The following is a 23,994-nucleotide window of genomic DNA, read 5'->3' as shown; positions in this document are numbered from 1 at the left end:
CCTACGGCTCTGACCGCCCAGGGCCCTTACGGTCGCCTGCGTACGGTTTCATGTGCACGAACGCCGGCAACCAGGCCTCGCGCCGCCGGGTCCAGCACTCGTAGGTCGGCATCAACTGATCAGGGGCATCCAGGGCGCCCAGGTTCACCTCGATTTCATCCCCGCTGCGGGCGAACACCGACGAGCCGCAGCGCGGACAGAAAAAACGCCCGTCGTAATCGCGCGTCTCGCCTTCGATCCTAACCGCCGTCTCAGGGAATATGGCCGCCGCGAAGAACAATGCCCCATGGTGCTTGCGGCAGTCGAGGCAGTGGCAAAGCCCCACTCGATAAGGGCGGCCCGAGGCTTCGATACGCACGTTGCCACACAGGCATCCGCCGGTGAATCGGTCCATGGTGTGGTTCCTCTTGGCCAGGGTATCGATACACCTTCGACCCCTCTTGCATCTGGTTTGCTTCAGCCGTTGCCCACCATCGGTACCGCCATCAGCAAGATCGCGGTACCGTGCGTCGCGGTCGATGCCACGACCCCGTGGCGCATGCGCACCCACCCACAAGCCAACCCCTCCACCAACGTGAAAAGAAGAATTGGCCAGCCAAGCGACGTCACGCTCAAGGCGAGGAACCCATGGCACGCCGCAAACGCCACACCACTGATCAGCGCCGCTCGCAGGGCGCTGACGTGCTGTTCGAGATGGCCCTGAAGGAAACCGCGAAACAGCACTTCTTCCAGCATATTGGCACCATAGGCCAGCACCACCATGCCCGGCAACCATGCCCAATAGCCTGGCAGCATTGCCGCATCAGTCGCTTGACAAAGCCGCAGCGGCAAGCCGATCAAGCCTCCCACGCCGACGCCCAGGGCAACGCCCGTCAATCGACGCCCCTTGGACAACACCACCAGTTGCCACAGATCGGGCAACAAGCGAGCACTCAGTGCGATCAGCCCCAGCGACGACAGCCCCAGTGTGGCCAGCACGAACGGGTTGGCGAGAAAGCTGATCTGCAAGTCACCCTTGAGCGACCACAGGCGCAGCGGTGTCATCACGTCGCGCATCAGCACGAACGCCATCAGCAGAATCAAAATACGCGTTCCTGTCAGGGCCTTGGGCGTCAAGCCGAACCACAGCCCGAAGAGCACAAGGCCGGGTATCAGGTACAACGCGTAGTCCAGCAGTATCACAATTGCCTGGGCGATCATCCGTCTTCCTTGCTTGGAAATGCATGCAGCGGTCAGTAGTCACGGATCATGACGATTGATAACGGGCGCATGCAACGCCATCAACTCCGCGACCCATTCGATGAACACCCGCAACTTGGCACTGAGGTGGCGGTTCGGCGGATAGGCCAGGTAGAGCGGCATGGGGTCTATGCGCCAGTCTTCGAAAAGCGGTACGAGCTGGCCTTGCGCTTCGTATGGCCTGGACATGTACCGAGGCAGCCACAGCACCCCCAGCCCCGCGAGGCCCGCCGCCAGGTAGGCGTTGCCATCGTCGACGGCCAGCGCGTAGCGGCCCTTGACCTGCAAGCGCTCGCCCCGGCGATGCATCGCATACGGCATGGGTTTGCGCGTGCGCGCCCAGAGGAAACCAACGACACGGTGCAGGGAATCTTCCAGCGCCTGCGGATGATCCGGCGGGCCGTGACGCGCCAGGTAACCCGGCGCGGCGAAAATGCCCAGGGCCAGATCGCCGATGCGCCGGGCAACCAGTGACTGATCCACCAGCTCGCCGCCACGCACCACGCAATCGACGTTTTCATCGAGCATGTCGACAATCCGGTCGCTGACACCCAGGTCGATCTGGATGTCCGGGTACCGCGCATAGAACGCAGGCAAGGCCGGCACCAGGATCATGGCAGCGAGCGGACTCGGCACGTCCACCCGCAGCCGTCCACGGGGCAAGGTCTGCGCACCGGCGAGGCTGGTCTCGGCATCGTCCATGTCCGCCAGCAGCCGGATCACCCGTTCGTAATAGGCCGCGCCGTCAGCGGTGACGTTGACCTTGCGCGTGGTGCGATTGAGCAACCTGACCCGCAAGCGCGCCTCCAGTTGCTGGACCAGTTGCGTCACGGTGGTCTTGCTCATGTGCAGGGTCTCGGCAGCCTTGGTGAAGCTGCCCGCCTCCACCACCCGCACGAACGCCTGCATCGCATCGAAACGATCCATATCTGCCTCGGCACTTGTCGGATTGTTTGGATTTTACAAACAGTGATCGCCAAGGTTGCTCGTTTATCGCCTGGGCACAAGTCCCTAGAGTGACTTCATCGTTGATTTCGGGTCGCTCACGGCCCATTGATGGAGGTCTGCATGACACAGCGTGACGTTGTTTTCCCCGCCGGACGCCAGGCGCTTTATGAGCGCAATCGCTATTCGCCGGCCATTCGTTCCAACGGGTTTCTGTTCGTGTCAGGGCAGGTCGGCAGCACCGAGGAGGGTTCGCCGGTGCCCGAGCTACAAGCCCAGGTGCGGCAGGCGTTCAACAACCTGAAAGCGATTCTCGCGGCCGCCGATTGCACCTTCGACGACGTGGTGGACGTCACCGTTTTCATCGTCGACCCCGAAGCGAAATTCGAGGCCATCTGGGAGGTTGTGCCCGAATTCTGGGGCAACGCTCCGCATCCGACCCTGACGGCGGTCGGTGTGACCTGGTTGTATGGGTTTGAGTTTGAAATCAAGGTGATTGCCAAGTTGCCGGAGGGTGGCAAGGGGTAAGTCTTCGGCCGACGCCTTCGCGAGCAAGCTCGCTCCCACAAAGGCGCGCGGTAGGGCGCCGCAGAGCCATTTGTGGGAGCTTGCTCGCGAAGGCGGTGGATCAGCCGTGATCAACCCCTGACTGCCGCCTCGATCGCCGCGATGTCGATCTTGGTCATCGTCATCATGGCGTCGAAGGCGCGCTTGGCGATCGCCTGGTCCGGGTGAGTGACGGCCTCGCTCAGGACCCGAGGGGTGATCTGCCAGGAGATGCCCCACTTGTCCGTACACCAGCCACAGGCATTTTCCTGCCCGCCGTTGCTCACAATCGCGTGCCACAAGCGGTCGGTCTCGGCCTGGTCATCAGTGGCCACTTGAAAGGAAAACGCAATGCCGTGCTTGACCGAAGGCCCTCCGTTCAACCCCAGGCACGGGATGCCCATCACCGTGAACTCCACCGTCAACTCATCGCCTTGTTTGCCCGAAGGGAAATCGCCCGGCGCACGGTGCACGGCCAGCACCTTGCTGTCCGGGAAGGTCTGCGCATAGAACTGGGCCGCTTGCAGCGCAGCGCCGTCGTACCAGAGACAGATTGTGTTCTTGTTGTTCATCCGCGTTCTCCGAGAGAGGGACTGGACGGTGAAGTCTAGCAGTCCCCTATCGAGCCGGGCCTATCGCCCATCAGGTGAACAGATCGACCCCCAGCTGGAACGCCACCCACAGCGCCAGTCCCGTCGCGAACAGCAGTGCGATGTTCTCGAACAGGTTGTTGCGGTATTGCTTGCTCAGCAACGATTTCTGGTTGGACATGATCAACAGGCCCAGGGAAATGACCGGCAGGCCGACGATGTTCAGCGCGCTGACACCGATGGTCAGGGTGACGAAGTCCGGCATGCCGGGCATCGACCAGATCAACGGTGTGACGAGGATGAAGAGCATGAACCACTTGTGCATCGGGTCACGGTGGAACTCCTTGCCGTAGCGCTCCCGACGCTTGGGCAGGACGTGCTGGAAGGCATCGGTAATGAGCATCGGGAACGCCGTGGTCTTGCCGGAAATACTGGCGAACAGCGTGGCGAATACGCCGACGAAGAACACATACCAGCCGATGGGGCCGAAGAAGATTTCCAACGCCTTGCCCAGGTCACCCAGGGTTTTGACTTCAATGCCGTTGGGCCGCAGGATCTCGGCACCGACGATCCAGATCGCCAGGTTGATGACAATCCCCACGAACACCGCGAACAGCAGGTCGTTGCGCTGGATGCGCTTGTGCTCGGGCCCGGTCCAGCCCTTCTGGCGCATGACGTATGGATGCACGAAGTTGGCAATCGAGCCGGCCACCGCGCCAATCACCGAGACTGCCACCAGCAGCGCACCGTGGACACCTTCGTCCGCAGGAATGCTGAAGCCGATGGTGCCTTTGACGATCCCCACCACATCCGGTCCGGACATCACGGCCAGGGCGATGAACGCCAGGGTCATGATCGCCAGCAGCGCCTTCATCACCCCTTCGATCATCGAATAGATGTTGCGCCCCACCAGCAGCCACACCGCCAGCACCACCGCCACCGAACACAGCAACGGGTAGTCGACCCGCAGCAGCATCGCCAGGGACTCGCCAGCGCCCTTGATCATGTAGGCGTTCATCAAGTGGCCCATGAGCAGCGCGTAGACCAGCAGGAACCAGGCGAAGAACGGGTTGAGCTGGGCGTACCCCTGCAAGATGGTCATGCCCTGGTTATTGCAGAGCTGGAAGCGCGCGATGATGTTGACGATCAGGTACCTGAGCAGCAGCGACACCGCCAGCACCCACATCATCGCGTAGCCGTAGTTCGCACCGGCCACCGAAGAGGTGATCAGGTCGCCGGCGCCGAGCCAGGAAAGGACCGCGATGATGCCCGGGCCCAGAAGCTTGAGTATTCGTACAAAGCGGCCTTGGGCGGGCGCGGCGGCCTTGCCTTCGACGGACGGAATGCTCGACATGGATGGAATCTCCGTTATTTTTTTTGTGAGAAACGGGCCACAGTCGAACACATTAGATACGACATCGTACAACCATTCTTGAGCCTCAAGTATGTAGAAATGTTTCATTGATCCGCGGCCGGAAAAGCTGGCAATTTGACAGCCAGCGCCCTCAGCGCTCGCCGTTCTCGACCATCCAGCGCACCATGTCCACCAACGCCACTCGATGCTGGTGCACGGCGCACCAACCGGCGTGGTCCTGGCTGAACCGTTCGACATAGCGGCTGAGCACCACATGGCGCCCATCCTCGGCCAGGTGCAGCTCCACCTCGCGGCAGTGCAAGGCCCCCTGCTCAAGCGTGCGCATCCGTCGATGCAAGACCAGCGCGCCCCTACTCATCGGCGTTCTCCTCGTCCGGGCATGTTGATTGACCGGTCACCACGGCGCCCAGCTTGCCCTCGGCGACAACATCGGCGCGCCGCTGTGCCACGGCCTCTCGCAGGGCCGCGTAATAGTCCGGTCGGGTCCGCAGTTCGTCTGTCAGCGGCAACGCCTGCGCACGTCCATCGACGATGCCGCCGGCGGTGTTGAGCGTGCCCAGGGTGTCGACGGTGCTGCTGTTGTCACCGAACGGGCTGACCATGAAATCGATCACCTTGCCCGTGGCGTCCCGCAGGTTGGCCGTGCCCAGTATCGGCAGTTCCACGGTCGGCCCCGCCGCGATGTTCCAGACGCCGAACGTCTGGCCGAAATCGGCCTCGTGGCGTTCGATACCCAGTTTGCCGGAGACGTCGACCAGGCCGACGATGCCCGCCGTGGTGTTGATCACGAAACGGCCCAGGGTGTTGACCGAGCGCTGGCCGTTGCCTTGCAGCAGGTCGTTGACGAACACTTTGGGCTCGCCGAAGTTCGCCACGAAGTTGTGCACCCCGGCCTGGAAGAACCCAGGGAGCTTGCGGTAACCGCGGGCCACCGGGGCCAGCGCATAGTCATCCACCGTCCGGTTGAAGGCGAAGATGCCGCGATTGATGGGCTCGGCGGGATCATGGACGCCATAGCGCGCATGCTCGCAACGGCCGGGCGTGGCCGCCGGCGTCTGGGCACAGCCGCTGGCGAAGGCGGCGAGTGCCAGGACCAGGGAATATCGAACACGTAACGAAGCGGGATCGGTGAGCGGCATACGGGGCTGTCTCGCAAGGAATTGAGGAAGTGCTGCCTGAATGCCCGTGGCGAGTGTGGTCGCAGGCAAACTGACTGACACCGGCGCAATCCTGCCGCCGTTTTCTTGCCCGAAGATTTCCGCAACATTGCCCAGCGGCAACTTTATTTCCGAATTGAAATATATGACGCGGGCCCTGGATTGACCCTAGTATCGACGCCTGTATTCCTTGCCCAGCGTGCCCGCCGTGAGCCATTTACTACTGGTGGACGACGACCTCGAAGTCCTCGCCCTCTTGCGCAAATTCCTCGAACAACATGGCTACAGCGTGGACGTGGCCGCCGACGGTCGCGCCCTCTGGCAAGCGGTGGAACGCCGGTTGCCGGACCTGATCATCCTCGACGTCATGCTGCCGGGCGACAGTGGCCTGGTGCTGTGCCAGCGACTGCGGGCCGAGCACACCGTGGGCATCGTCATGCTCACCGCCATGGGCGAATTGAGTGATCGCGTCGTGGGCCTGGAGCTGGGAGCGGACGACTACCTGACCAAACCGTTCGATGCCCGCGAACTCCTGGCCCGGGTCCGCGCCGTCCTCAGGCGCACCGGCGAAACCAGGAGCCCCGCCAACGACACGTCCCGCTGGGTGCTGGCGTTCGATAACTGGCAACTGGACGTCACCCGCCGCGAACTGCGTTCACCGGACAACGTCATGATCCCGCTCTCCACCGGCGAGTTCGAACTGTTGCTGGTCTTTGTCGAGCACCCGCGCCGGGTGCTCAGCCGCCAGCAGTTGCTGGACATGGCCCGTGGCGAGACCTACGACGCGTTCGACCGCAGCATCGACGTGCAAGTCAGCCGGCTACGCCGCAAGTTGGAAACCGACAGCACCGGCGCGTCGATGATCCGCACCGTGCGCAACGGCGGCTACCTGTTCACGCCCCAGGTGGTAAAACGATGAAACCGCCGCGCTCGGGCGCCAAGCGCCCACGGGACACCCTGGCGCGCTGGATCGCCCTGACGACCCTCGGTGCCATGCTGACGTTGCTGGCCCTGAACGCGCTGTTCAGCCAATTGGCCGATGCCTGGGCGCGCCCGCCCCTGATGGAAACCGGCCTGTTCGAAAAGATCTCCGCCATCAGCCGCATCATCGACTCGGCAACGCCCGAACAGCGCCCCGCCATCGCCAGGGCCGCCAGCGACCAGGCATTCAACACGCAATGGCTGCAACACCACGACGACGCACGAGTGCCGGTGATCGACGACGACCCGCAATACAACGACGGCGCGGCGCGGCTGCGCCAGCAACTGGGCAGGCCGGATGCGCGGATAGAAGGCTACGAGCCGAGCGACTGGCCCGCTGGCGAACCCGGCGGGCGCTACGCCGCGCTGATCGAGTTGAGTGATCATTCGTGGGTGATGTTCTCCATGCCCGCGCGCAACTGGGGGCTGGAAGACTGGGAGCGCAACCTGATCATCCTGGCGTTGATCCTGCTGTCGACCTTCATCGTGGCGTTGGTCGCCACCCGGCACCTGGCCGCGCCTCTGGAACGCTTCGCCGAAGGGGCCAGGCGCTTTGGCGTGGATCACCGGGCCCCGCCCATTCCCGTGATCGGCCCTTACGAAATCCGCCAGGCGATCCTCGCCTTCAATGCCATGCAGGCCCAGCTCAGGCACTTCATCGAAGACCGCACGCAAATGCTCGCCGCCATCTCCCATGACCTGCGGGCACCGTTGACCCGCATGCGCCTGCGCGGGGAGTTCATCGACGATGCCGAGCAGCAATCCCGGCTGTTCAGGGACGTGGACGAGATGCAGGCGATGGTCAACTCGGCCCTGGAGTTCTTCCGCGACGACGCCCGGCTGGAGCATGCCACCGCCTTCGACCTGGCCGAACTGCTGCACACCGTCGTCGATGATTTCAAGGACGCCGGCATCGAGGTGGCCTTCGAGGGCGCCCAGCGGTTCGTCTATGTCGGCCGGCCCATCGGGATCAAGCGCGCCTTGGTGAACCTGATCGACAACGCGATCAAGTACGGCAGCGAACCGGCGGTGCAACTCAAGGCCTGGACCGATCACGTCGAGATTCGCATCCTCGACCGCGGCCCAGGCATTGCCCCCGAATACCAGGAGCGGGTATTCGCTCCGTTCTTCCGCCTCGAAGGCTCACGCAACAAAAACACCGGCGGTGTCGGCCTGGGCCTGTCAGCAGCCCGGGCCACCGTGCTGGAGCATGGCGGGACGCTGAGCCTGAACAATCGTCACGGTGGTGGACTGGAGGCCAAGGTCCTGCTGCCCTTGAATGGTTAGCCCGGCAACGGCTGGAAAAAACCCCACGATGAATAATGCGCTAAACAATCGGCGCCTTCCTCGATAGGATGTCCGGCCCCGCTGCCCCGGCCCTGTCCGGGAAGGCGCTTTTTTTCTGCCCGACACCGCGCTCGGGCGCAATCGTTCCCCCTTCGCTCACGTGTGCCAAAGGATCGACGGAGCCAATTGAACGTTATGGAGTTCACCCGATGATTCTTATCATTTACGCCCATCCCTACCCCGATAAATCGCGGGTCAACCAGGAGATGCTCAGGCGCGCCGCCCGTCACCCGGACGTGGTCATCCGCTCCCTCTACGAGCTGTACCCGGACTTCGACATCGATGTCGAGGCCGAACAGCGGGCAGTCGAGCAAGCGCAACTGGTGGTGCTGCAACACCCGATGTACTGGTACAGCGCCCCGCCACTGCTGAAATTGTGGATCGACAAGGTGTTCACCCAGGGCTGGGCCTATGGCAAGGGCGCCGTCGCCCTCAAGGGCAAGCCCTTGCTGTGGGCCGTCACCACCGGTGGCGCGCACGATCATTTCCAGATGGGCGACTACCCCGGTTTTTTGGCGCTGGCCCAACCCCTCCACGCGACAGCCCTCTACTGCCACATGCGGTGGCTGGAGCCGGTAGCCGTGCACGGCGCGTATGCCGGTGCCTGCGACGCCCAAGACGCACAAATCGAGCACTATTGCGCTCGCCTGGCCGCCTGGAAGGACGATTGAAATGGAAACACATAGCCTGATTGAAATGCTCATCTACCTGGGCTCGGCGGCTCTGATCGTGCCGATCGCCGTCCGGTTGGGGCTGGGCCCGGTGCTGGGCTACCTGCTCGCCGGTTGCGCCATCGGTCCCTGGGGCCTGAAGCTCGTCACCGACGTCAAGGCGATCCTGGAATTCGCCGAGATCGGCGTGGTGCTGATGCTCTTCATCATCGGCCTCGAACTGGACCCCAAGCGCTTGTGGGCGCTGCGCAAAATGGTGTTTGGCGGCGGCGCGCTGCAAATGCTCGCCTGTGGCGCAGCCATCGCCTCGTTCTGCGCGCTGCTTGGCCTGAACTGGACGGCGGCGCTGCTGGTGGGCCTGACCTTGAGCCTGTCCTCCACGGCCATTGCCATGCAGGCCATGAGTGAGCGCAACCTGACCGCGACTGCCGTGGGGCGCAGCAGTTTTGCCGTGCTGCTGTTCCAGGACATCGCCGCCATTCCCCTGGTGGCCATGATCCCCCTGTTGGCGGCCCACGGCGGAACCCCGTCAGGCGCCGACCTGGCCTTGTCGATCGGCAAGATCGTCGCGGCAGTCGGCCTTGTCGTGGTGCTCGGCCGTTACGTTTCCCGGCCGCTGCTGCGCTTTGTCGCCAAATCCGGCCTGCGGGAAATCTTCAGTGCCGTCGCCCTCTTCCTGGTATTCGGCTTCGGGTTCCTGCTGGAGGAAGCCGGCCTGTCGATGGCGATGGGCGCATTCCTCGCCGGGGTGCTGCTGGCCAGCTCGGAATACCGGCACGCCCTGGAAAGCGACATCGAGCCGTTCAAAGGCTTACTGCTGGGGTTGTTTTTTATCGGCGTGGGCATGTCGATCGACTTCGGCACCCTGATCCATGCGCCGCTGAAGGTCCTGACCCTGACCCTGGGTTTCATCCTGATCAAGCTGCTGGTGATCCGGCTTATCGCACGCGTGCTCAATGTCCCCGGTGGCCAGCGCTCATGGCAGGCGGTGCTGCTCGGCCAGGGCAGCGAATTTGCCTTCGTGGTGTTCGGCGCCGCGACGGTCGCGGGCATCCTGACCGAGCAATGGGGTAAAAGCCTGACGCTGGCCGTGGCCTTGTCCATGTGCCTGACGCCGTTGCTCATCCTGCTGTTGGCGCGCATGGAGTCCGCCAGCAAGAAGAACCGCCAGGAATCCGACCTGGTCGACCCGCAGACGCCCCGGGTGATCATCGCCGGGTTCGGCCGGTTCGGGCAAATCGCCGGCCGCCTGCTGATGTCCTGCGGCGTCGAGGTGGTGGTCCTGGACCACGACCCGGACAACATCGAGACCTTGCGCAAATTCGGCGTGAAAGTGTTCTACGGCGACGCCACCCGCCTCGACCTGCTGGAAGCGGCCGGCGCGGGCCAGGCCGTGGTGATGATCAATGCGATCGACGACCAGGAAGACAACCTGAAGCTGACGCGCCTGGTCCGGGAACACTTCCCCGGCTTGAAGCTGCTTGCCCGGGCCCGGGACATGGGGCACATCATCGCCCTGCGGCAACTGGGCGTGGAGGCCGCCGAGCGAGAAACCTTCGAAAGCGCGCTGGCGCTGGGTCGAAGCGCCCTGGTGCAGATGGGTGTGGGCAGCTACGAGGCACGGGAGCGCGCGGACCAGTTCCGTCGCCTGAACCTGCAGATGCTCGACGAGATCGTGGCCCACCCGGCGGACGACCTCGACTTCCGCCACAACGCCTACCTACGAGCCAACGCATTGCTCGAAGAAATGTTCAACGAAGACCGCGCCCGGCCGACCCACGGCTGGTCCGAACAGCATCGGCCGGAGCCGGACTGAGTCGCGCGCCCGACGTCAGCCCACCTCCACCAAGGCGTCCAGCTCGGCGAGCAGCGCCGGTGCAAGGGTCAGCTCGCTGGCACTGAGGTTTTCCCGCAGGTGCGCCAACGATGACGTACCCGGGATCAACAGGATGTTGGGCGCCCGTTGCAGCAGCCACGCCAGGGCCACGCACAGCGGCGACGCCTCCAGGCGCGCCGCGACGCTGGACAGGGTTTGCGATTGCAACGGCGTGAAGCCGCCCAACGGGAAGAACGGCACGTAGGCGATGCCTTCGCGGCCAAGCTCGGCGATGAGGGACTCGTCGGCCCGATGGGTCAGGTTGAAGTGGTTCTGCACACAGACAACCTTGGCGATGCCCTGGGCCTGCCTGACCTGCGCGGCGGTGACGTTGCTCACGCCCAAATGCCGGATAAACCCCTGGTGCTGCAACTCAGCCAGGGCCGTGAAGGCTTGCTCGATGGATTCGTCCGACGGCGAATTCATATTGCCCCATACCCGCAGGTTGACCACATCCAGCACATCCAGGCCCAGGTTGCGCAGGTTGTCGTGCACCGCCTGGGTCAACTCGGCGGGGCTCTGGGCCGGGTTCCAGGATGCATCGGCGCCGCGCACTGCGCCCACCTTGGTCACGAGGGTCAAGTCCTCGGCGTAGGGGTGCAACGCTTCGCGAATCAACTGGTTGGTGACGTGCGGGCCGTAGAAGTCGGCGGTGTCGATGTGGTTGACCCCGCTAGCCACGGCCTCACGCAGCACCGCGACGGCCGCCGCCGGGTCCTTGGGTGGCCCGAATACATGGGGCCCCGCCAGTTGCATCGCCCCGTAGCCCATGCGCTTGACCGCACGGTCGCCCAGTAGAAAAGTGCCTGCCTTGTCTGCAATGCTCATCGCGTGCCCCTTGGATCAATGAAAGTACGAGCACTATAAGCATTGACCATTGCGCTGATAATCGGGTGCAATCGGCACAGCTTGTACGACGGAGAGAACAATGGCGGCGGATATCCAGGACTTGCTGGCCTTCGTGGCGGTGGTCAACGCAGGGGGCTTTCGCGAAGGCGCGCGGCTCAGCGGCAAGTCTGCCTCCAGCCTCAGCGATGCGGTACGCCGGATGGAGCGCCGCCTGGGCGTGCGCCTGCTCAACCGCACCACTCGCAGCGTGGTACCGACCGAGGCCGGTGCCCGGTTGATGGAGCGCATCGTGCCGGCCCTGGGCGAGGTCGAGTCGGCGCTGGACGTGGTCAACGAATTTCGCGACCGCCCTTCGGGCACGCTGCGGCTGAACGTACCGGCCAGCGCGGTCAGGCTGGTGCTGCCCGCGATCGTCACGCCGTTCCTGAAAAGCTACCCCGACATTCGCCTGGAGGTGATTGCCGAAGAAAGCTTCGTGGACGTGCTCGCGGCCGGTTGCGACGCCGGCATCCGCTACGACGAGCGCCTTGAGCAGGACATGATCGCTATCCCCATCGGCCCGCGTTTCCAACGCTTCGCCACGGCGGCCTCACCGGCGTACCTGGACGCCAGGGGCCGCCCCGAACACCCGCGGGACCTGCTCCAGCACGCCTGCCTGCGGGGCAAGTTCGCCAGCGGCGCCATGCCGCCGTGGGAGTACGAACGCGACGGCGAAACCGTGAGCGTCGACCCGAGCGGCCCGTTGATCGTGCGGATCGGCGGCGCGGTGGACCTGGCGGTCCAGGCCGCCCTGGATGGGCTAGGCGTAATCTACCTGTTCGAAGACTGGCTGCGCCCCTACCTCGACAGCGGCGCCCTCGAACCGGTCCTCGAACCCTGGTGGCAGCGCTTCACCGGCCCCTTCCTCTACTACCCCGGCCGCCGCTACCTGCCCTCGCCGCTGCGGGCCTTCGTGGATTTCATCCAGGCCCGCAAATGACGGTGGCGGCCCGCCTCGACAGGGCTGCACGCCGATCCGGCGGTTTCGGCCCAGCCCACCCGCCACTCGTCCCCCCGCCCTCAGGATTTTCGAACCAAGCGTCTCGCTACGGCTCGTAGCTACATGACACCGCTGCAAGCGACGGGGCATCACGGCTTGAACGGCGGGCGCATTGAGTGTCCTTGCAGTTCACTGCCGGAGTTTCGCCATGTACGAATGCCTAGTCCAACAGGTTTCCTCGAAGGAGTCCCTGGCGTTTTTTGCCCAACGCGATACCCACGGCACGGGTTTCAAGGCCAGTGCGCCCGCCGCCGGGCTGTCGGTGACGGCTCAGTTCAAACCCCACGACCAGCAGAACCTGATCAAGCCGAACATGCAGCTCAGTGCCATTCGCTGCCGGGGCGGGCGCCTGGAGTGCATCAAGGTGCGCTGGGGTTGGTCGCCGATCTGGTCCGTCGGAACGATGCCGCCGCTGACCCATCTGCCGCTGCACCTGGTGATGCGCTCCAAGGTCTTCGATCGAATCAAGCGCGAGGGCCGGGTGCTGGTGGCGGTGAACGGCTGGTACGAGTCGGCCGACGCCACCGTGGCGCCCGCCTCCCCGCGCCTGAGCTACACCGCGTCCAACCAGGGCGCGCCGATCTTCCTCGCGGCTCTGGCCCAGGCCAGCGAAACACCCAACGGCTGCGACGGCCTGACCCTGGTGACCTACGGCGACATCGCCAGCAAGCAGCAGCGCCTGCTGGCCTTCACCGGCGAGGAAGCCCTCCAGTGGCTACGGCCCGACCTGGATTGGGAACAGGCGCAGCAGATCGCGGCGAGCGCGGCGCTGATCAACCCACCCCTCGGACACATCCCGCCACCCCAACGGCTGATCCAAGGCCGAGGCTGACAGCGCCACTCAAGGAAATCACGAAAGGCTCGACGAGGGACGGTAAACTGGCCGCGCAACACCGCCCCTCATCCTTTCGAACAAGAGACTTGCATGGCCAATCCAGACATCACCTTCACCCCCGACCCAGACGCAGATTCCATCTCCTCCGACGTTGCCGGCTTCGGCGGCCTGCTGGTTTCCACCCAGATCCCGACCCGGGCCGATGGCAGCCTGGAGCTGGGCGACATCACCTTGCAAAGCGAATGCACCTTGCAAGCCCTCAAGACCGCCCTGGAGCGCGCCGGCAGCTCCATGGACCGGGTCCTGCACCTGACCATCTACCTTACCGACATGGCGGATCGCGGTGCCTTCAACGAAGTCTACAAACGCTTCTTCGCCAAACCCTGGCCGGTGCGCGCGGCCGTGGGCGTGGCGGCGCTGGCAGTAGAAGGCATGCGCGTGGAAGTGACGGCAATAGCCGCCAAGGCCTGATGTTGCCGGTATAACCTGCAGGGTAGAGGCACTTATGTGGCAAGGGGATTTATCCCCTCGCCACAGGTTCCAGCATAAACCTCGGGCTCCGCGACCTGCCCCAAACGCGCGTTTTCCCGAAAAACAGTCATTTACGCACCTAGCCCGGCCTCGACCACGCCGCTAAAGTGCGCCGTTTCCATCCTGGTGGCGTGCTCATGAATCTCTGGTTCCGACTCTTGTTGATGCTGTTGCGTCGTCCCTGGCGCAAGCCCACTGACCCTTTGGGCACCACCGTGGTGCGGATGCGCGTCTGGCCACTGGACCTGGACCTCAACCGCCACGTCACCAACGGGCGCTACTTCACCCTGGCCGACGTCGGGCGCATGGATTACGTGCTGCGCAGCGGCGCCTACAAAGTCGCCCTGCGCCAACGCGCGGTGCCGATCGTGGGGGATGTCTGGGGCAAGTTCCGGCGCGAACTCAAGTTGTTCGAAGCGTTCGAGGTGCACTCGCGGATGCTCGGCTGGGACGACAAGTGGACCTTCATGGAGCATCGCTTCATCAGCCAGGGGCGCGTAGTCGGCGTGGTGATCATGCGGGGCCTGTTCCGCTCGGCCCGGGGCACGGTTGCACCGGGTGAGTTCATCCGCGCACTGGGGCTGGCCGAACAGTCGCCGGCGCTGGCGCCCTGGTTGAGTGCCTGGTCGCAAAGCTGCGATGGCTTGAGCCTGGCGCTGCGAGAGGAGCAAAACTGACGGGACGGCCTACCGCCCAATCCCCTTCTATACTGTTCTGCCAACCCCCACGGGGCCTGCACTTCCAATAATAAAAAGCAGAGGTGGAACATGGTCTGGCAACAAGTCTACGATCCCTTCGGTAATGCAGTGCTGTCGACGCTCCTGGCGGCGGTCCCGGTGGTGGTGATGCTGGCGTCCCTGGCGTTCTTTCATATCAAGGCGCACCTGGCGGCGCTGCTGGCCTTGGCGTCGGCCCTGCTGATCGCGATCTTCGCCTTCGGCATGCCCGCCGGGATGGCCGGGTCGGCGGCGTTGTACGGCGCGGCCAACGGCCTGTTACCCATTGGCTGGATCGTGCTCAACATCATTTTCCTGCACCGACTGACCACCGAGAACGGCTCGTTCAAGGTCCTGCAGGATTCCCTCGCACGCATCACCGACGACCGGCGCCTGCAATTGCTGCTGATCGCCTTCTGCTTCGGCGCATTCTTCGAAGGCGCGGCCGGCTTCGGTACGCCGGTGGCGGTGACCGGGGCCATCTTGATCGGCCTGGGCTTCTCGCCCCTGGCCGCCTCGGGCCTGGCCTTGATCGCCAACACCGCGCCCGTGGCGTTCGGCGCCCTGGGCACGCCCATCATCACCCTAGCCAAGGTCACCGGCCTGGATGAAATGGAGCTGTCGATGATGGTCGGCCGGCAACTGCCGTTCTTCTCGGTCATCGTCCCGTTCTGGCTGATCTGGGCATTCGCCGGCTGGCGCAAGATGCTGGAAATCTGGCCGGCGATCCTGGTGGCCGGCGTCAGCTTCGCCATCCCGCAGTTCCTGGTCTCCAACTACCACGGGCCGATGCTGGTGGACGTGATTGCCGCGCTGATTTCCATGGCCTGCCTGACCGGCTTCCTCAAGGTCTGGAAACCGGCCACGGTGCACACCTCCGCCGCGCTGTCGGGGCGGGTCGATGACTCGAAGATCGAGGCCAGCGAGCAGGCGCAGCCCGTCGCCGGCGGTGCGTTCGCCAGCGATGCGCGCCCGGCCGTGCTGCGGGCGTGGATGCCGTGGATCATCCTCACCGTGTTCGTCTTCGCCTGGGGCACCCAGGGCTTCAAGAACCTGTTCGACACCCGTCCGGCGCTCGACCCGCAGACCCAGTCGGTCAAGCTGGATCAGCAAGGCAAGCCGGTGCGCGAGGCCAATCCGCTGTTCTCGCCGATGCTGACATTCACTACCCTGCACCAGCAGATCGAGAAAGTCCCGCCGGTGGTGCCACAACCGAAAACCGAGGAAGCGATCTACAAGTTCAACTGGTTCACCGCCACCGGCAGCGGCATCTTCCTGGCGGCCATCCTCGGCGGCCTGCTGATGGGCTATTCGATCCCGCAACTGCTGCGCCAGTACCTGCGCACGCTCTGGGTGGTGCGCTATTCGCTGATCACCATCGTGGCGATGCTGGCCCTGGGGTTCCTCACGCGCTATTCGGGACTGGACGCCACCATGGGTCTGGCCTTCGCCGCGACGGGCATCTTCTACCCAATGTTCGGCACACTGCTGGGCTGGCTCGGCGTGGCGCTGACCGGTTCGGACACGGCGTCCAACGTGCTGTTCGGTGGCTTGCAGCGGGTCACGGCGGAACAGTTGGGGATCAGCCCGGTGCTGATGGCGGCGGCGAACAGTTCCGGCGGGGTGATGGGCAAGATGGTCGATGCGCAATCGATCGTGGTCGCCTCAACCGCGACTCGCTGGTACGGCCATGAAGGGGAAATCCTGCGCTACGTATTCTTCCACTCGGTCGTGCTGGCGATCCTGGTGGGCGGGCTGGTGACGTTGCAGGCGTATGTGGTGCCGTTCAGTCGGATGGTGGTCGGGGGGCACTGAGGGGACTGTGGCGAGGGAGACGCTGACTCGCCACAGCGATGGCTTACTGAACGTTCTTCAGCTTGACCACATCACCGGACACCGAGGTGGTGTAGCCGGTCAGGACCCACGCCCAGAACCAGTTTTCCTGGACTTGGGTGTTGATCATGGCGTCGCCGCCCTTAGCCTTGATCGCAGCGGTCTGGGCGCGCACGAAACGGCTGTTCTGCTGGATCGGGATCACCCCGAACAGCAGCAGGCCGGTGGCCTTGGCTTCACTGTGGCCGACTACGGTGTATTGGCTGCTGTCGTATTGCTGGGTTTTCATCGGGGCGCCGGTGCAGCCCGCCAGGGCCAGGCCGAGCAGTGCGCAGGCAGCGATCTTGCTGAGGTGGTTCATTGAATACTCCATGGGAAAACGCCCGGGATCCATCTCTCGGGCGGCGCGTACTCTAACCGATCAGCATCAGATTGACAGCATTCACTTGTTCAGCTGCGAGGCGCCACCCAGAGCCGCTCGTCAGTTGCCGCTCCAGCGAAACGGCGCGCCGTCGATAAACCAGTCACTGCGCCCGGCAAGGCCATTGGTTGCCCAGCAGACCAAGTATCGATGAACGACGGCCAGCCCCGTTGGAGCGCTTGAGCATGATTGACCTGACTGTCTGGAACATCACCCTGCCCGTGCAAACGCCGGCCCTGACCGTAGCCACCAAGGCCATGCCGACGCTGCAGAGCCCGTATTTCAACCGCAACGGCGAGCGCATCGTGTTCTGGGCACCGGTGACCGGTTCCCACACCGGCAAAAGCGACTTCCCGCGCTCCGAACTGCGGGAAACCGGTAAGGACGGCAAGCTGCGCAACTGGCGCTACAACAGTGGCCTCAACACCCTCAACGGCACCTTGTCGGTAAACCAGGTACCGTCGGAAGGACGGGTCGTGGTGGCGCAGATCCACGCCAAGGACGCCCCCGCCCCGCTGCTGAAACTGGTGTATCGCTACGCCAAGGGCACCGGCAACCTCGACGTGGAATACCGGGTCAAGCCCAAGGACGTGAAGAGCCCGGTGCTCTTCAGCGTGCCGAACATGGCGCTGAACAAAGCCTTCACCTATGCGTTGCAGATGGACAAGCAAGGCACGCTCACCGTGCTGATCAACAGCCTCGGCAAGCAGGTCAAGCTGGACCCTTCCTGGTACGCCTACGACTTTTACTTCAAGGCCGGCGTCTACACCCTGGACAACGTCGGGTACGCCAGCGAAGGCGGGAAAGTGACCTACACCAGGCTGGACGTCGGCCATAAATGACCGGCGTCGCCCCTTCCGTGGCGAGGGCGCTTGCTTGCGCGGGGCTGCGAGGCAGCCCGCGCCACAGGAAAAGGGCTGCCTGACAGCACTCGATCGATCAGGCGAACGTCGCCCCCCGCGTATTCACGAACAGTGAATACAACGAATGGCTGCCCGCCATGAACAACCGGTTACCTTCCCGGCCGCCAAAGCAGACATTGGGGCAGCGTTCCGGCAGGGAGATGTGCCCGATAGCCTTGCCTTGAGGGTTGAACACCCGCACGCCATCGAGTTTTTCCAGGTCGGCCTTGGGGTCACCGTTGCCGCCCCAGCCGCACCAGAGGTTGCCGCTTTCGTCGCACTTGATGCCATCGATGGCGGCGTAGTCCAGGCCCTCGATGTGCTTGCGCCGCTCGCCCAAGGTGCCGTCGTCCTTGACCGTGATCGCCCAGATCAGGCGGTTGGGCTTGGCCCGGCCTTCGACCACGTAGAGGATTTTCTCGTCCGGGGAAAAGCACAGCCCGTTCGGCCCCGCCAGGTCGTCGATCACCCGGCTGAGCGTACCGGTCTCGCCATCGATGCGGTACACCGCATGGGGCTGGGCCGGCGTGACTTTGTGCCCTTCGTAGTTGTTGCCGGTCTGGAACGGCGGGTCGGTGAACCAGATCGAACCGTCCTTCTTGCAGACGATGTCGTTGGGCGAGTTGAGCGGCTTGCCCTCGAAACTGTCCGCCAGCACGGTGATCGTGCCGTTGTGCTCGGTGCGGGTCACGCGCCGGCCTTCGCTGGACGTGGTGGAACCTTCGCACACCAGCAATCGTCCCTGGCGATCCCGGCACATGCCGTTGGAGAAGTTGGAGTGTTCGCGGTACACCGAGAGATCGCCGGTGATTTCATCCCAGCGCACGATGCGGTTGTTGGGAATGTCACTGACCAGCAGGTAACGACCGTCGCCGATCCACACCGGCCCTTCCGCCCAGCGCAGGCCGGTGGCGAGCTTTTCCACGCTGGCGTTGAAGATGCGCAAGTCCATGAAGCTAGGGTCGAGGATATTGATCAACGGGTCCGGGTAACGCTGGCTCAGCGGTTCGGCCTGGGCGAGCCCCGGCAGGTTGCCCAAGGTAGCGGCAGCCGCCGAAACCACCAGGGATTTTTTCAGGAAGACCCGACGCCCCTGATCGGCGGCGGTTGAAGATTGCGAAGCATCCATCGTGCGTCTCTCCGTTATTGTTATTGGACGGGAGCACAGTTTTACTCCGTGATAAGACATCGTACAAGACAGGCAATTCAGCGTTTTTTCGCGATGCTCCGCATTTCAGCCCACTGATGGCGAGCCACTGATACCGACTGCGCGCTTGTTTCCTGGCCCTTCGTGGGGTAAAAACTCATGTTGTACGATAACTAATAACAATAACGGCCATCCGAAATACTTGCTCGGCGGCCTGCCCTTCGAGACCGCCATGACCCTCGCTACTGCCGCTCCCACTCCACTTCCCCGGCACCTCGCGGTGCTTGTCCTGCTGTGCATGGGCTGCGCCTTTGCCGGTAATCATGTCGCCGCCCGGGCCGCCTTCGACGACGGCGCCGGCGTGTTGCTGGCGATACTGCTGCGCTCGGGCGGGACCTTGCTGGTGCTGGCCGCCCTGGTGCTGTGGCAACGCCAGAGCCTGCGCCTGCCCCGCGGTGCGTGGCGCTGGCAGCTGACGCTGGGGTTGTTGATCGGTGCCCAGAGCCTATGCCTCTACTCCGCCGTGGCGAGGGTGCCCGTGGCGTTGGCGCTGCTGGTCGGCAACCTCTTTCCGATTCTGCTGGCGCTGCTCACCTGGGCACTGGGTGGGCCCCGCCCGACCGCACGCACCGCCGCACTGATGGGGATGATCCTGGTGGGCCTGGTGTTCGTGCTGGAGGTGCCGGCGCGGCTGGCCTCTGAACAGAGCGTCGGCCCGCAATGGCTGGTCGGGGTGGGGCTGGCCTTCTGCGCCGCCTGCGTGTTTGCCTGCGCCTTGTGGATTACCGACCACAAGTTGTCCCAGGTGCGCGGCTCGGTGCGCAGCCTGCTGACGATTTTCATCGTCTTCAGCAGCGTCAACCTCGCCGGCCTGACCGGCGCCCTGCCCGGCGGTTTCGACCTGCCGGCCAGCAGCACCGGCTGGCTGGCCCTGGCCACGCTGGTGGTGCTCTACGGCACCGGGTTCACCGTCCTGTTCATCTGCGTGCCGCGCCTGGATATGCCACGCAACGCCCCAGTGATGAACATCGAACCGCTGGCCACGCTGCTGATTGGCTGGCTGGTGCTGGACCAGATGCTCAACCCGGGCCAGGTGCTGGGCGGCGCGATCGTGGTCACCGGTATCGTGCTGCTGACGTACCGCAAGGTTGAACGGGCCAAGGCGCCCGTGGCCGGGGTGGCTGGGCGTAACTGAAGCACCGGCGTCGCGCCCTGGCGACCAGGTTTTGTGGCGAGGGAGCAAGCTCTCTCGCCACAGGTGCTGGGTGAGGTCAGAACCGCACGGCCTCCGCCGGCACCACATCGATCCGCGACACCGCGCTGCTCAGGCGCCCCAGGCGGTTGTTGTGGTTGGCGATGATCTGCTCTGCCGTCATGCTGCCGTTGTCCACCGTAGAGTGGGCGTCTGCCGCCAGCACCAGGTCATAGCCGAGAGCATGGGCCTGGCGCACGGTGGCGTTGACGCAGTAATCGGTCTGCAGCCCGCAGACCACCAGCCGATCAATACTCCGCGCTTGCAGCAGCGACAGCAGGTCGGTCTGGTAGAAGGCGTCCGGCGTGGTCTTGCGCACCCGCAGATCGTCTGCGTCAGTCAGCAGGCCGTCAGCCAGTTGCCAGGCGTCGCAGCCATGGGTCAGCGAACCTTCCAGCTCCTCATGCTGGACCAGGATCACCGGCCAGCCGGCCGCCCTGGCCTTGGCGCTGAGGTCGTTGATGGTCCGGATGACGCGCTGGATGTCGAAACATTCTTCTTCGCCACTGCACAGTCCGTTCTGGACATCGATGATCAGCAATGCGGTGCTCATGACTTTCCTCTGCAAACGTTGATGGGATCAGTAACCCAACGACAACCCAGTGTTACGGCGAGGGTCGTTGGCGCCATAGAAGCGGTTCTTGCCCACCGGTTTGCCACCCAGCGACGGCGCACCGACCAGGATCGCCGCGATGTGGTTGGGGTCTTGCGGGCCGGCGAACTTGTGGCCCCAGCTTTCCAACAGCTTCTGCGTATCGGGGCTGGCGGCGAAGGTTTCCAGGTTGGTCTCCTCGGGCATCCACTGCTGATGGAAACGCGGCGCATCGACGGCTTCCTGAAGGTTCATGCCGTAGTCGATCACATTGAGGATGGTCAACAAGGTCGCCGTGATGATGCGGCTGCCGCCCGGCGTCCCCACCACCATCACCGTCTTGCCGTCCTTGGTGACGATGGTCGGGCTCATGGACGACAGCGGCGCCTTGCCCGGTGCGATGGCATTGGCCTCGCCCTGCACCAGGCCGTACATGTTGGGCACGCCGACCTTGGCGGTGAAGTCGTCCATCTCGTCGTTGAGGATGACCCCGGTCTTGCTCGCCATCACCCCGGCACCGAACCAGTCGTTGAGGGTGTAGGTGACGGAAACGGCGTTGCCCCACTGGTCGACGATGGAGTAATGGGTGGTGTTGCTGCCCTCATGGGGCGCCACGCCCGGCTTGATCTTCTGCGAATCGCCAGCCTTTTGCGGCTCGATGGCGGCGCGCAACTTGGCGGCGTATTGCTTGTCCAGCAGGTGGTCGATGGGGTTCTTCACGAAGTCCGGGTCACCCAGGTAGCTGTTGCGGTCCACGTAGGCGTGGCGCATGGCTTCAATCTGGTAATGCATGCCCTGGGCCGAATGAAAGCCCAGCTCCTTCATCGGATAGCCGTCGAGGATGTTCATGATCTGGCACAACACCACCCCACCGGAACTGGGCGGTGGCGCCGAGACAATGTGGTAGCCGCGGTAGTCGCACTCCACCGGTGCCAGCTCACGGGTCTTGTACTTGTCCAGGTCGGCCTGGGTGATGATGCCCTTGTTGGCCTGGCTGGAGGTAACGAGTGCATCGGCGACCCAGCCCTTGTAGAAGCCATCGGCGCCCTTGGCGGAGATTTCCCGCAGGGTCTTGGCGAGGTCCTTCTGCACCAGTTTCTGGCCAACCTGCATGGGCTCGCCGTTGTGCAGGAAAATCGCCCCGGAGTCGCGCATGTCCTTCTTGAACACATCGGTTGCGGTTTCCAGCAGGTCGACATCGCCCTGCTCGAGGGTGAACCCTTCTTCGGCGAGGCGAATGGCCGGGGCGATCAGTTCAGCCCGGGGCTTGCTGCCGTATTTCTGCAACGCCAGCTCCATGCCGGACACGGTGCCGGGCACACCCACCGCCAAGTGGCCACGGGTGCTGAGTTCGGGCACGACGTTGCCGTCCTTGTCCAGGTACATGTTGGCGGTGGCCGCCAGAGGGGCTTTTTCGCGGAAGTCCAGGAAGGTCTTGCGGCCGTCGGCCAGTTGGAGGGTCATGAAGCCGCCGCCCCCCAGGTTGCCCGCCGCCGGGTAGACCACCGCCAGGGCATAGCCCACCGCCACTGCTGCATCCACGGCATTACCGCCGTTCTTGAGCACATCGACGCCCACGTGGGTGGCCAGGTGCTGGGCGGTGACCACCATGCCGTTTTCGGCGGCAACCGGCGCCTGGGACGCGGCCTGCGCGGCCAGGCAGCCAAGGGTCAGCGAGGTGGCCAGGAGGGTCCTGGCAAGGGATTGGAACATCATGGGTCAGGTCTCTTCTTGTTTTAGGACCTAGCCAGTATGGCCCGGTTTGCGCAATGCGCCCGTTGCGATAGTCTCGCGCAGATCATTCCCGCTTGAGGACATCCCCAATGACGCTGCGAATCGAACGCACCGATGCGCCCACCGACGAGGAGCGCCAGGCCATTCTCGCGCCGCTGCGCGCCTACAACAGCGCCCAGACCGGCGCCACGGTGCCCGAGCTCGTCGCCTTGCTGATACGCGACGAGCACAGCACTGAAGTCGTCGGCGGGCTCTACGGGCGAATATTTTTCCGCTGGCTCTACATCGAGTTGCTGGTCGTGCCGGAACAGGCCCGCGGCCAAGGCACGGGCTCGACCCTGATGCAAATGGCCGAAGACCTGGCGCGGGAGAAAAACTGCGTGGGCATTTTTCTGGACACCTTCGACTTCCAGGCACCGGCGTTCTATCGCAAGCAAGGCTTCACGGAAGTCGGCCACATCGACGACTACCCTCCGGGCCACCAGCACTTTTTCTTCCAGAAGCGCCTGAAAGCTGCGGACTGAACGCCCACAGGGCTGCTGGGCTGGCGACTTACAAACAGGTCGCCAGCGCCGCCAACCGACGCTTGGCGACGAAGTCGTCGTGCTGGGCGTAGTAGTTCAACGCGGTGCCGTTGGCGCCGGCCAGGACATCGACGAACGATTCGGCGGAGCGGGTGTACACCGTCAGGCCACCCTTCTCGCCGGGTTGCAGGTACGCCGCGGCATCGACGCCGAACACTGCTTCGTCCTGCCAGGCAAACTGCACGCACTGGGCCACGACCTGCGCAGGCTTGTCCGAGGCCAGGGTCTTGTAGGGCGCCTGGGTCCGGGCCTGGTTCATCGCCGAACCCGCACAGCCGGCCAGCAAGGTAGCGGCCAGGGCCACCGTCAACATTCGCATTGCGTTCTCTCACCGAAAAAAGCCGACTGTAGCACTAGGACCCGAACCGTCGCGCTGCTTTACTGAAATTTACCCGCGACAGCAGGCCTCGATTCGCGCAACCTGTGGGCCATCAACCAAAGGAGTCACCATGGCGGCAACCGAACAACAACACGAACGGGCCCTGGCAAGGTTTCTCGACGAACGCCCGCACCTGCGCCATGAACTGGACACCCTCAACCCGCTGCTCGCCCAGGCCAAGGGCGAGACCGCCGAACAATATCGCGCCGAACGGCTGCATGAAGCCTTCGAAGCCGAGGCCGAGCGCCAGCACCTGTTCGCCTGGGAATTGACCCTGCAACTGACCGCCGCCTCGCCCGAGGACTACCAGGCCCAGCGCCTGGAGGTGCACAAGGAAGTGGCGGAAATGGCGGGGATGGACTGGGCGGAGTATTGCCAGCTGCATGGCCTTGAAGACAAGCCGTAACCGTGGCGAGGGAGCAAGCTCGCTCACCACACAGTGATCGCCATGCC

The 23,994-nt window shown here is 64.0% G+C and carries 28 protein-coding genes; 15 read left to right on the top strand and 13 right to left on the bottom strand.

Going from position 1 to position 23,994, the window contains the following annotated elements; translation table 11 throughout:
* Position 1: 1 nt before the first annotated feature.
* The 3 genes from V5F23_RS10420 to V5F23_RS10410 all read right to left on the bottom strand — a co-directional run bounded on the left by V5F23_RS10420 (position 2) and on the right by V5F23_RS10410 (position 2,166).
* Positions 2-394, bottom strand: coding sequence for a GFA family protein (locus V5F23_RS10420; RefSeq protein WP_042729096.1), 393 nt, complete (start codon positions 392-394; stop codon positions 2-4).
* Between the two features lie 62 nt (positions 395-456).
* The gene (locus tag V5F23_RS10415; protein ID WP_042729097.1) at positions 457-1,200 is read right to left on the bottom strand and encodes a CPBP family intramembrane glutamic endopeptidase; all 744 of its coding nucleotides are present in this window, start codon (positions 1,198-1,200) and stop codon (positions 457-459) included.
* Between the two features lie 39 nt (positions 1,201-1,239).
* Entirely contained in the window at positions 1,240-2,166 is a 927-nt protein-coding gene (locus V5F23_RS10410; protein ID WP_042729098.1) for a LysR family transcriptional regulator, read from the bottom strand.
* Between the two features lie 141 nt (positions 2,167-2,307).
* Between V5F23_RS10410 and V5F23_RS10405 the strand changes: the two genes are divergently transcribed.
* Positions 2,308-2,712, top strand: a complete 405-nt coding sequence (locus V5F23_RS10405; RefSeq protein WP_042729099.1) for a RidA family protein — start codon at positions 2,308-2,310, stop codon at positions 2,710-2,712.
* A 110-nt stretch (positions 2,713-2,822) separates the two neighbouring features.
* Here V5F23_RS10405 and V5F23_RS10400 read toward each other — a convergent pair whose 3' ends face one another.
* The 4 genes from V5F23_RS10400 to V5F23_RS10385 form a co-directional block, all read right to left on the bottom strand.
* The gene (locus V5F23_RS10400; RefSeq protein ID WP_042729100.1) at positions 2,823-3,302 is read right to left on the bottom strand and encodes a VOC family protein; all 480 of its coding nucleotides are present in this window, start codon (positions 3,300-3,302) and stop codon (positions 2,823-2,825) included.
* A gap of 70 nt (positions 3,303-3,372) precedes the next feature.
* Positions 3,373-4,674 carry an Nramp family divalent metal transporter gene (locus tag V5F23_RS10395; RefSeq protein ID WP_042729101.1) on the bottom strand — a complete coding sequence of 434 codons (1,302 nt, stop codon included), beginning with the start codon at positions 4,672-4,674 and terminating at the stop codon, positions 3,373-3,375.
* Between the two features lie 151 nt (positions 4,675-4,825).
* Positions 4,826-5,053 (bottom strand): hypothetical protein, encoded by a 228-nt coding sequence (locus V5F23_RS10390; RefSeq protein ID WP_042729102.1) that lies wholly within the window; start codon positions 5,051-5,053, stop codon positions 4,826-4,828.
* On the bottom strand, positions 5,046-5,834 hold the full coding sequence (locus V5F23_RS10385) for a VacJ family lipoprotein (RefSeq protein ID WP_042729103.1): 789 nt from the start codon (positions 5,832-5,834) through the stop codon (positions 5,046-5,048). Before V5F23_RS10385 ends, V5F23_RS10390 begins: the two co-directional genes overlap by 8 nt.
* A 40-nt stretch (positions 5,835-5,874) precedes the next feature.
* On the opposite strand from V5F23_RS10385, the gene V5F23_RS10380 reads away from it, so the two are divergent.
* The 5 genes from V5F23_RS10380 (at position 5,875) to kefC (ending at position 10,667) form a co-directional block, all read left to right on the top strand.
* Positions 5,875-6,018 (top strand): hypothetical protein, encoded by a 144-nt coding sequence (locus V5F23_RS10380; protein WP_160310716.1) that lies wholly within the window; start codon positions 5,875-5,877, stop codon positions 6,016-6,018.
* Positions 6,019-6,060: 42 nt separating this feature from the next.
* The gene (locus V5F23_RS10375) at positions 6,061-6,771 is read left to right on the top strand and encodes a response regulator (protein WP_042729109.1); all 711 of its coding nucleotides are present in this window, start codon (positions 6,061-6,063) and stop codon (positions 6,769-6,771) included.
* Complete coding sequence (locus V5F23_RS10370) at positions 6,768-8,120, top strand: HAMP domain-containing sensor histidine kinase (protein ID WP_042729104.1); 1,353 nt, start codon at positions 6,768-6,770, stop codon at positions 8,118-8,120. The genes V5F23_RS10375 and V5F23_RS10370 overlap by 4 nt, the downstream gene beginning before the upstream one ends.
* Before the next feature lie 209 nt (positions 8,121-8,329).
* Positions 8,330-8,851, top strand: coding sequence for a glutathione-regulated potassium-efflux system oxidoreductase KefF (gene kefF / locus V5F23_RS10365; protein WP_042729105.1), 522 nt, complete (start codon positions 8,330-8,332; stop codon positions 8,849-8,851).
* Position 8,852: 1 nt separating this feature from the next.
* Complete coding sequence (kefC, locus tag V5F23_RS10360; protein WP_042729106.1) at positions 8,853-10,667, top strand: glutathione-regulated potassium-efflux system protein KefC; 1,815 nt, start codon at positions 8,853-8,855, stop codon at positions 10,665-10,667.
* A gap of 15 nt (positions 10,668-10,682) precedes the next feature.
* On the opposite strand, the gene V5F23_RS10355 is transcribed toward kefC, so the two are convergent.
* Positions 10,683-11,555, bottom strand: coding sequence for an aldo/keto reductase family oxidoreductase (locus V5F23_RS10355; RefSeq protein ID WP_042729107.1), 873 nt, complete (start codon positions 11,553-11,555; stop codon positions 10,683-10,685).
* Positions 11,556-11,655: 100 nt separating this feature from the next.
* Between V5F23_RS10355 and V5F23_RS10350 the strand changes: the two genes are divergently transcribed.
* The 5 genes from V5F23_RS10350 to V5F23_RS10330 all read left to right on the top strand — a co-directional run bounded on the left by V5F23_RS10350 (position 11,656) and on the right by V5F23_RS10330 (position 16,512).
* Positions 11,656-12,555, top strand: coding sequence for a LysR family transcriptional regulator (locus V5F23_RS10350; RefSeq protein WP_338474536.1), 900 nt, complete (start codon positions 11,656-11,658; stop codon positions 12,553-12,555).
* A gap of 208 nt (positions 12,556-12,763) precedes the next feature.
* Positions 12,764-13,447 (top strand): SOS response-associated peptidase family protein, encoded by a 684-nt coding sequence (locus V5F23_RS10345; protein WP_080922141.1) that lies wholly within the window; start codon positions 12,764-12,766, stop codon positions 13,445-13,447.
* A gap of 93 nt (positions 13,448-13,540) precedes the next feature.
* Positions 13,541-13,921 (top strand): RidA family protein, encoded by a 381-nt coding sequence (locus tag V5F23_RS10340; RefSeq protein WP_042731687.1) that lies wholly within the window; start codon positions 13,541-13,543, stop codon positions 13,919-13,921.
* Between the two features lie 197 nt (positions 13,922-14,118).
* Positions 14,119-14,658, top strand: a complete 540-nt coding sequence (locus V5F23_RS10335) for a thioesterase family protein (protein WP_042731686.1) — start codon at positions 14,119-14,121, stop codon at positions 14,656-14,658.
* A 90-nt stretch (positions 14,659-14,748) separates the two neighbouring features.
* Entirely contained in the window at positions 14,749-16,512 is a 1,764-nt protein-coding gene (locus tag V5F23_RS10330; protein ID WP_042731685.1) for an L-lactate permease, read from the top strand.
* Between the two features lie 43 nt (positions 16,513-16,555).
* Here the strand turns inward: V5F23_RS10330 and V5F23_RS10325 are convergent, their stop codons facing one another.
* Complete coding sequence (locus V5F23_RS10325; RefSeq protein WP_042731684.1) at positions 16,556-16,891, bottom strand: hypothetical protein; 336 nt, start codon at positions 16,889-16,891, stop codon at positions 16,556-16,558.
* A gap of 245 nt (positions 16,892-17,136) precedes the next feature.
* Here V5F23_RS10325 and V5F23_RS10320 point away from each other — a divergent pair, with 245 nt between their 5' ends.
* Complete coding sequence (locus tag V5F23_RS10320) at positions 17,137-17,793, top strand: polysaccharide lyase family 7 protein (protein WP_042731683.1); 657 nt, start codon at positions 17,137-17,139, stop codon at positions 17,791-17,793.
* A gap of 97 nt (positions 17,794-17,890) precedes the next feature.
* On the opposite strand, the gene V5F23_RS10315 is transcribed toward V5F23_RS10320, so the two are convergent.
* The gene (locus tag V5F23_RS10315) at positions 17,891-18,982 is read right to left on the bottom strand and encodes an SMP-30/gluconolactonase/LRE family protein (RefSeq protein WP_042731682.1); all 1,092 of its coding nucleotides are present in this window, start codon (positions 18,980-18,982) and stop codon (positions 17,891-17,893) included.
* A gap of 250 nt (positions 18,983-19,232) precedes the next feature.
* Here V5F23_RS10315 and V5F23_RS10310 point away from each other — a divergent pair, with 250 nt between their 5' ends.
* The gene (locus V5F23_RS10310) at positions 19,233-20,195 is read left to right on the top strand and encodes a DMT family transporter (RefSeq protein ID WP_042731688.1); all 963 of its coding nucleotides are present in this window, start codon (positions 19,233-19,235) and stop codon (positions 20,193-20,195) included.
* 76 nt (positions 20,196-20,271) lie between these two features.
* Here the strand turns inward: V5F23_RS10310 and V5F23_RS10305 are convergent, their stop codons facing one another.
* Together V5F23_RS10305 and ggt are read right to left on the bottom strand one after the other, a co-directional pair.
* Complete coding sequence (locus V5F23_RS10305; RefSeq protein ID WP_042731681.1) at positions 20,272-20,805, bottom strand: cysteine hydrolase family protein; 534 nt, start codon at positions 20,803-20,805, stop codon at positions 20,272-20,274.
* Between the two features lie 27 nt (positions 20,806-20,832).
* Entirely contained in the window at positions 20,833-22,560 is a 1,728-nt protein-coding gene (gene ggt / locus V5F23_RS10300) for a gamma-glutamyltransferase (RefSeq protein ID WP_047737179.1), read from the bottom strand.
* A gap of 107 nt (positions 22,561-22,667) precedes the next feature.
* Between ggt and V5F23_RS10295 the strand changes: the two genes are divergently transcribed.
* Entirely contained in the window at positions 22,668-23,102 is a 435-nt protein-coding gene (locus V5F23_RS10295; protein WP_047737182.1) for a GNAT family N-acetyltransferase, read from the top strand.
* A 28-nt stretch (positions 23,103-23,130) separates the two neighbouring features.
* Here the strand turns inward: V5F23_RS10295 and V5F23_RS10290 are convergent, their stop codons facing one another.
* Complete coding sequence (locus tag V5F23_RS10290) at positions 23,131-23,481, bottom strand: hypothetical protein (RefSeq protein WP_047737184.1); 351 nt, start codon at positions 23,479-23,481, stop codon at positions 23,131-23,133.
* A 130-nt stretch (positions 23,482-23,611) separates the two neighbouring features.
* Here V5F23_RS10290 and V5F23_RS10285 point away from each other — a divergent pair, with 130 nt between their 5' ends.
* Positions 23,612-23,947, top strand: coding sequence for a DUF6388 family protein (locus V5F23_RS10285; RefSeq protein ID WP_123578775.1), 336 nt, complete (start codon positions 23,612-23,614; stop codon positions 23,945-23,947).
* The last annotated feature ends 47 nt before the right edge of the window (positions 23,948-23,994 follow it).

Origin of the sequence: Pseudomonas sp. WP18, assembly GCF_036689585.1 — a bacterium.
Classification (GTDB): domain Bacteria; phylum Pseudomonadota; class Gammaproteobacteria; order Pseudomonadales; family Pseudomonadaceae; genus Aquipseudomonas; species Aquipseudomonas chlororaphis_E.
Note: the sequence above shows the minus strand (reverse complement) of the source record. Positions and strands in the feature narration are given on the sequence as shown.

Coding starts and splice junctions, on each gene's coding strand:
- V5F23_RS10325 (WP_042731684.1), bottom strand. CDS start 16,891: ATGAACCACCTCAGCAAGATCGCTGCCTGCGCACTGCTCGGCCTGGCC.
- V5F23_RS10345 (WP_080922141.1), top strand. CDS start 12,764: ATGTACGAATGCCTAGTCCAACAGGTTTCCTCGAAGGAGTCCCTGGCG.
- V5F23_RS10420 (WP_042729096.1), bottom strand. CDS start 394: ATGGACCGATTCACCGGCGGATGCCTGTGTGGCAACGTGCGTATCGAA.
- V5F23_RS10335 (WP_042731686.1), top strand. CDS start 14,119: ATGAATCTCTGGTTCCGACTCTTGTTGATGCTGTTGCGTCGTCCCTGG.
- V5F23_RS10330 (WP_042731685.1), top strand. CDS start 14,749: ATGGTCTGGCAACAAGTCTACGATCCCTTCGGTAATGCAGTGCTGTCG.
- kefF (WP_042729105.1), top strand. CDS start 8,330: ATGATTCTTATCATTTACGCCCATCCCTACCCCGATAAATCGCGGGTC.
- V5F23_RS10385 (WP_042729103.1), bottom strand. CDS start 5,834: ATGCCGCTCACCGATCCCGCTTCGTTACGTGTTCGATATTCCCTGGTC.
- V5F23_RS10285 (WP_123578775.1), top strand. CDS start 23,612: ATGGCGGCAACCGAACAACAACACGAACGGGCCCTGGCAAGGTTTCTC.
- kefC (WP_042729106.1), top strand. CDS start 8,853: ATGGAAACACATAGCCTGATTGAAATGCTCATCTACCTGGGCTCGGCG.
- V5F23_RS10410 (WP_042729098.1), bottom strand. CDS start 2,166: ATGGATCGTTTCGATGCGATGCAGGCGTTCGTGCGGGTGGTGGAGGCG.
- V5F23_RS10290 (WP_047737184.1), bottom strand. CDS start 23,481: ATGCGAATGTTGACGGTGGCCCTGGCCGCTACCTTGCTGGCCGGCTGT.
- V5F23_RS10405 (WP_042729099.1), top strand. CDS start 2,308: ATGACACAGCGTGACGTTGTTTTCCCCGCCGGACGCCAGGCGCTTTAT.
- V5F23_RS10390 (WP_042729102.1), bottom strand. CDS start 5,053: ATGAGTAGGGGCGCGCTGGTCTTGCATCGACGGATGCGCACGCTTGAG.
- V5F23_RS10320 (WP_042731683.1), top strand. CDS start 17,137: ATGATTGACCTGACTGTCTGGAACATCACCCTGCCCGTGCAAACGCCG.
- V5F23_RS10380 (WP_160310716.1), top strand. CDS start 5,875: ATGCCCGTGGCGAGTGTGGTCGCAGGCAAACTGACTGACACCGGCGCA.
- V5F23_RS10400 (WP_042729100.1), bottom strand. CDS start 3,302: ATGAACAACAAGAACACAATCTGTCTCTGGTACGACGGCGCTGCGCTG.
- V5F23_RS10305 (WP_042731681.1), bottom strand. CDS start 20,805: ATGAGCACCGCATTGCTGATCATCGATGTCCAGAACGGACTGTGCAGT.
- V5F23_RS10310 (WP_042731688.1), top strand. CDS start 19,233: ATGACCCTCGCTACTGCCGCTCCCACTCCACTTCCCCGGCACCTCGCG.
- V5F23_RS10350 (WP_338474536.1), top strand. CDS start 11,656: ATGGCGGCGGATATCCAGGACTTGCTGGCCTTCGTGGCGGTGGTCAAC.
- V5F23_RS10355 (WP_042729107.1), bottom strand. CDS start 11,555: ATGAGCATTGCAGACAAGGCAGGCACTTTTCTACTGGGCGACCGTGCG.
- V5F23_RS10415 (WP_042729097.1), bottom strand. CDS start 1,200: ATGATCGCCCAGGCAATTGTGATACTGCTGGACTACGCGTTGTACCTG.
- V5F23_RS10340 (WP_042731687.1), top strand. CDS start 13,541: ATGGCCAATCCAGACATCACCTTCACCCCCGACCCAGACGCAGATTCC.
- V5F23_RS10395 (WP_042729101.1), bottom strand. CDS start 4,674: ATGTCGAGCATTCCGTCCGTCGAAGGCAAGGCCGCCGCGCCCGCCCAA.
- V5F23_RS10370 (WP_042729104.1), top strand. CDS start 6,768: ATGAAACCGCCGCGCTCGGGCGCCAAGCGCCCACGGGACACCCTGGCG.
- V5F23_RS10315 (WP_042731682.1), bottom strand. CDS start 18,982: ATGGATGCTTCGCAATCTTCAACCGCCGCCGATCAGGGGCGTCGGGTC.
- ggt (WP_047737179.1), bottom strand. CDS start 22,560: ATGATGTTCCAATCCCTTGCCAGGACCCTCCTGGCCACCTCGCTGACC.
- V5F23_RS10295 (WP_047737182.1), top strand. CDS start 22,668: ATGACGCTGCGAATCGAACGCACCGATGCGCCCACCGACGAGGAGCGC.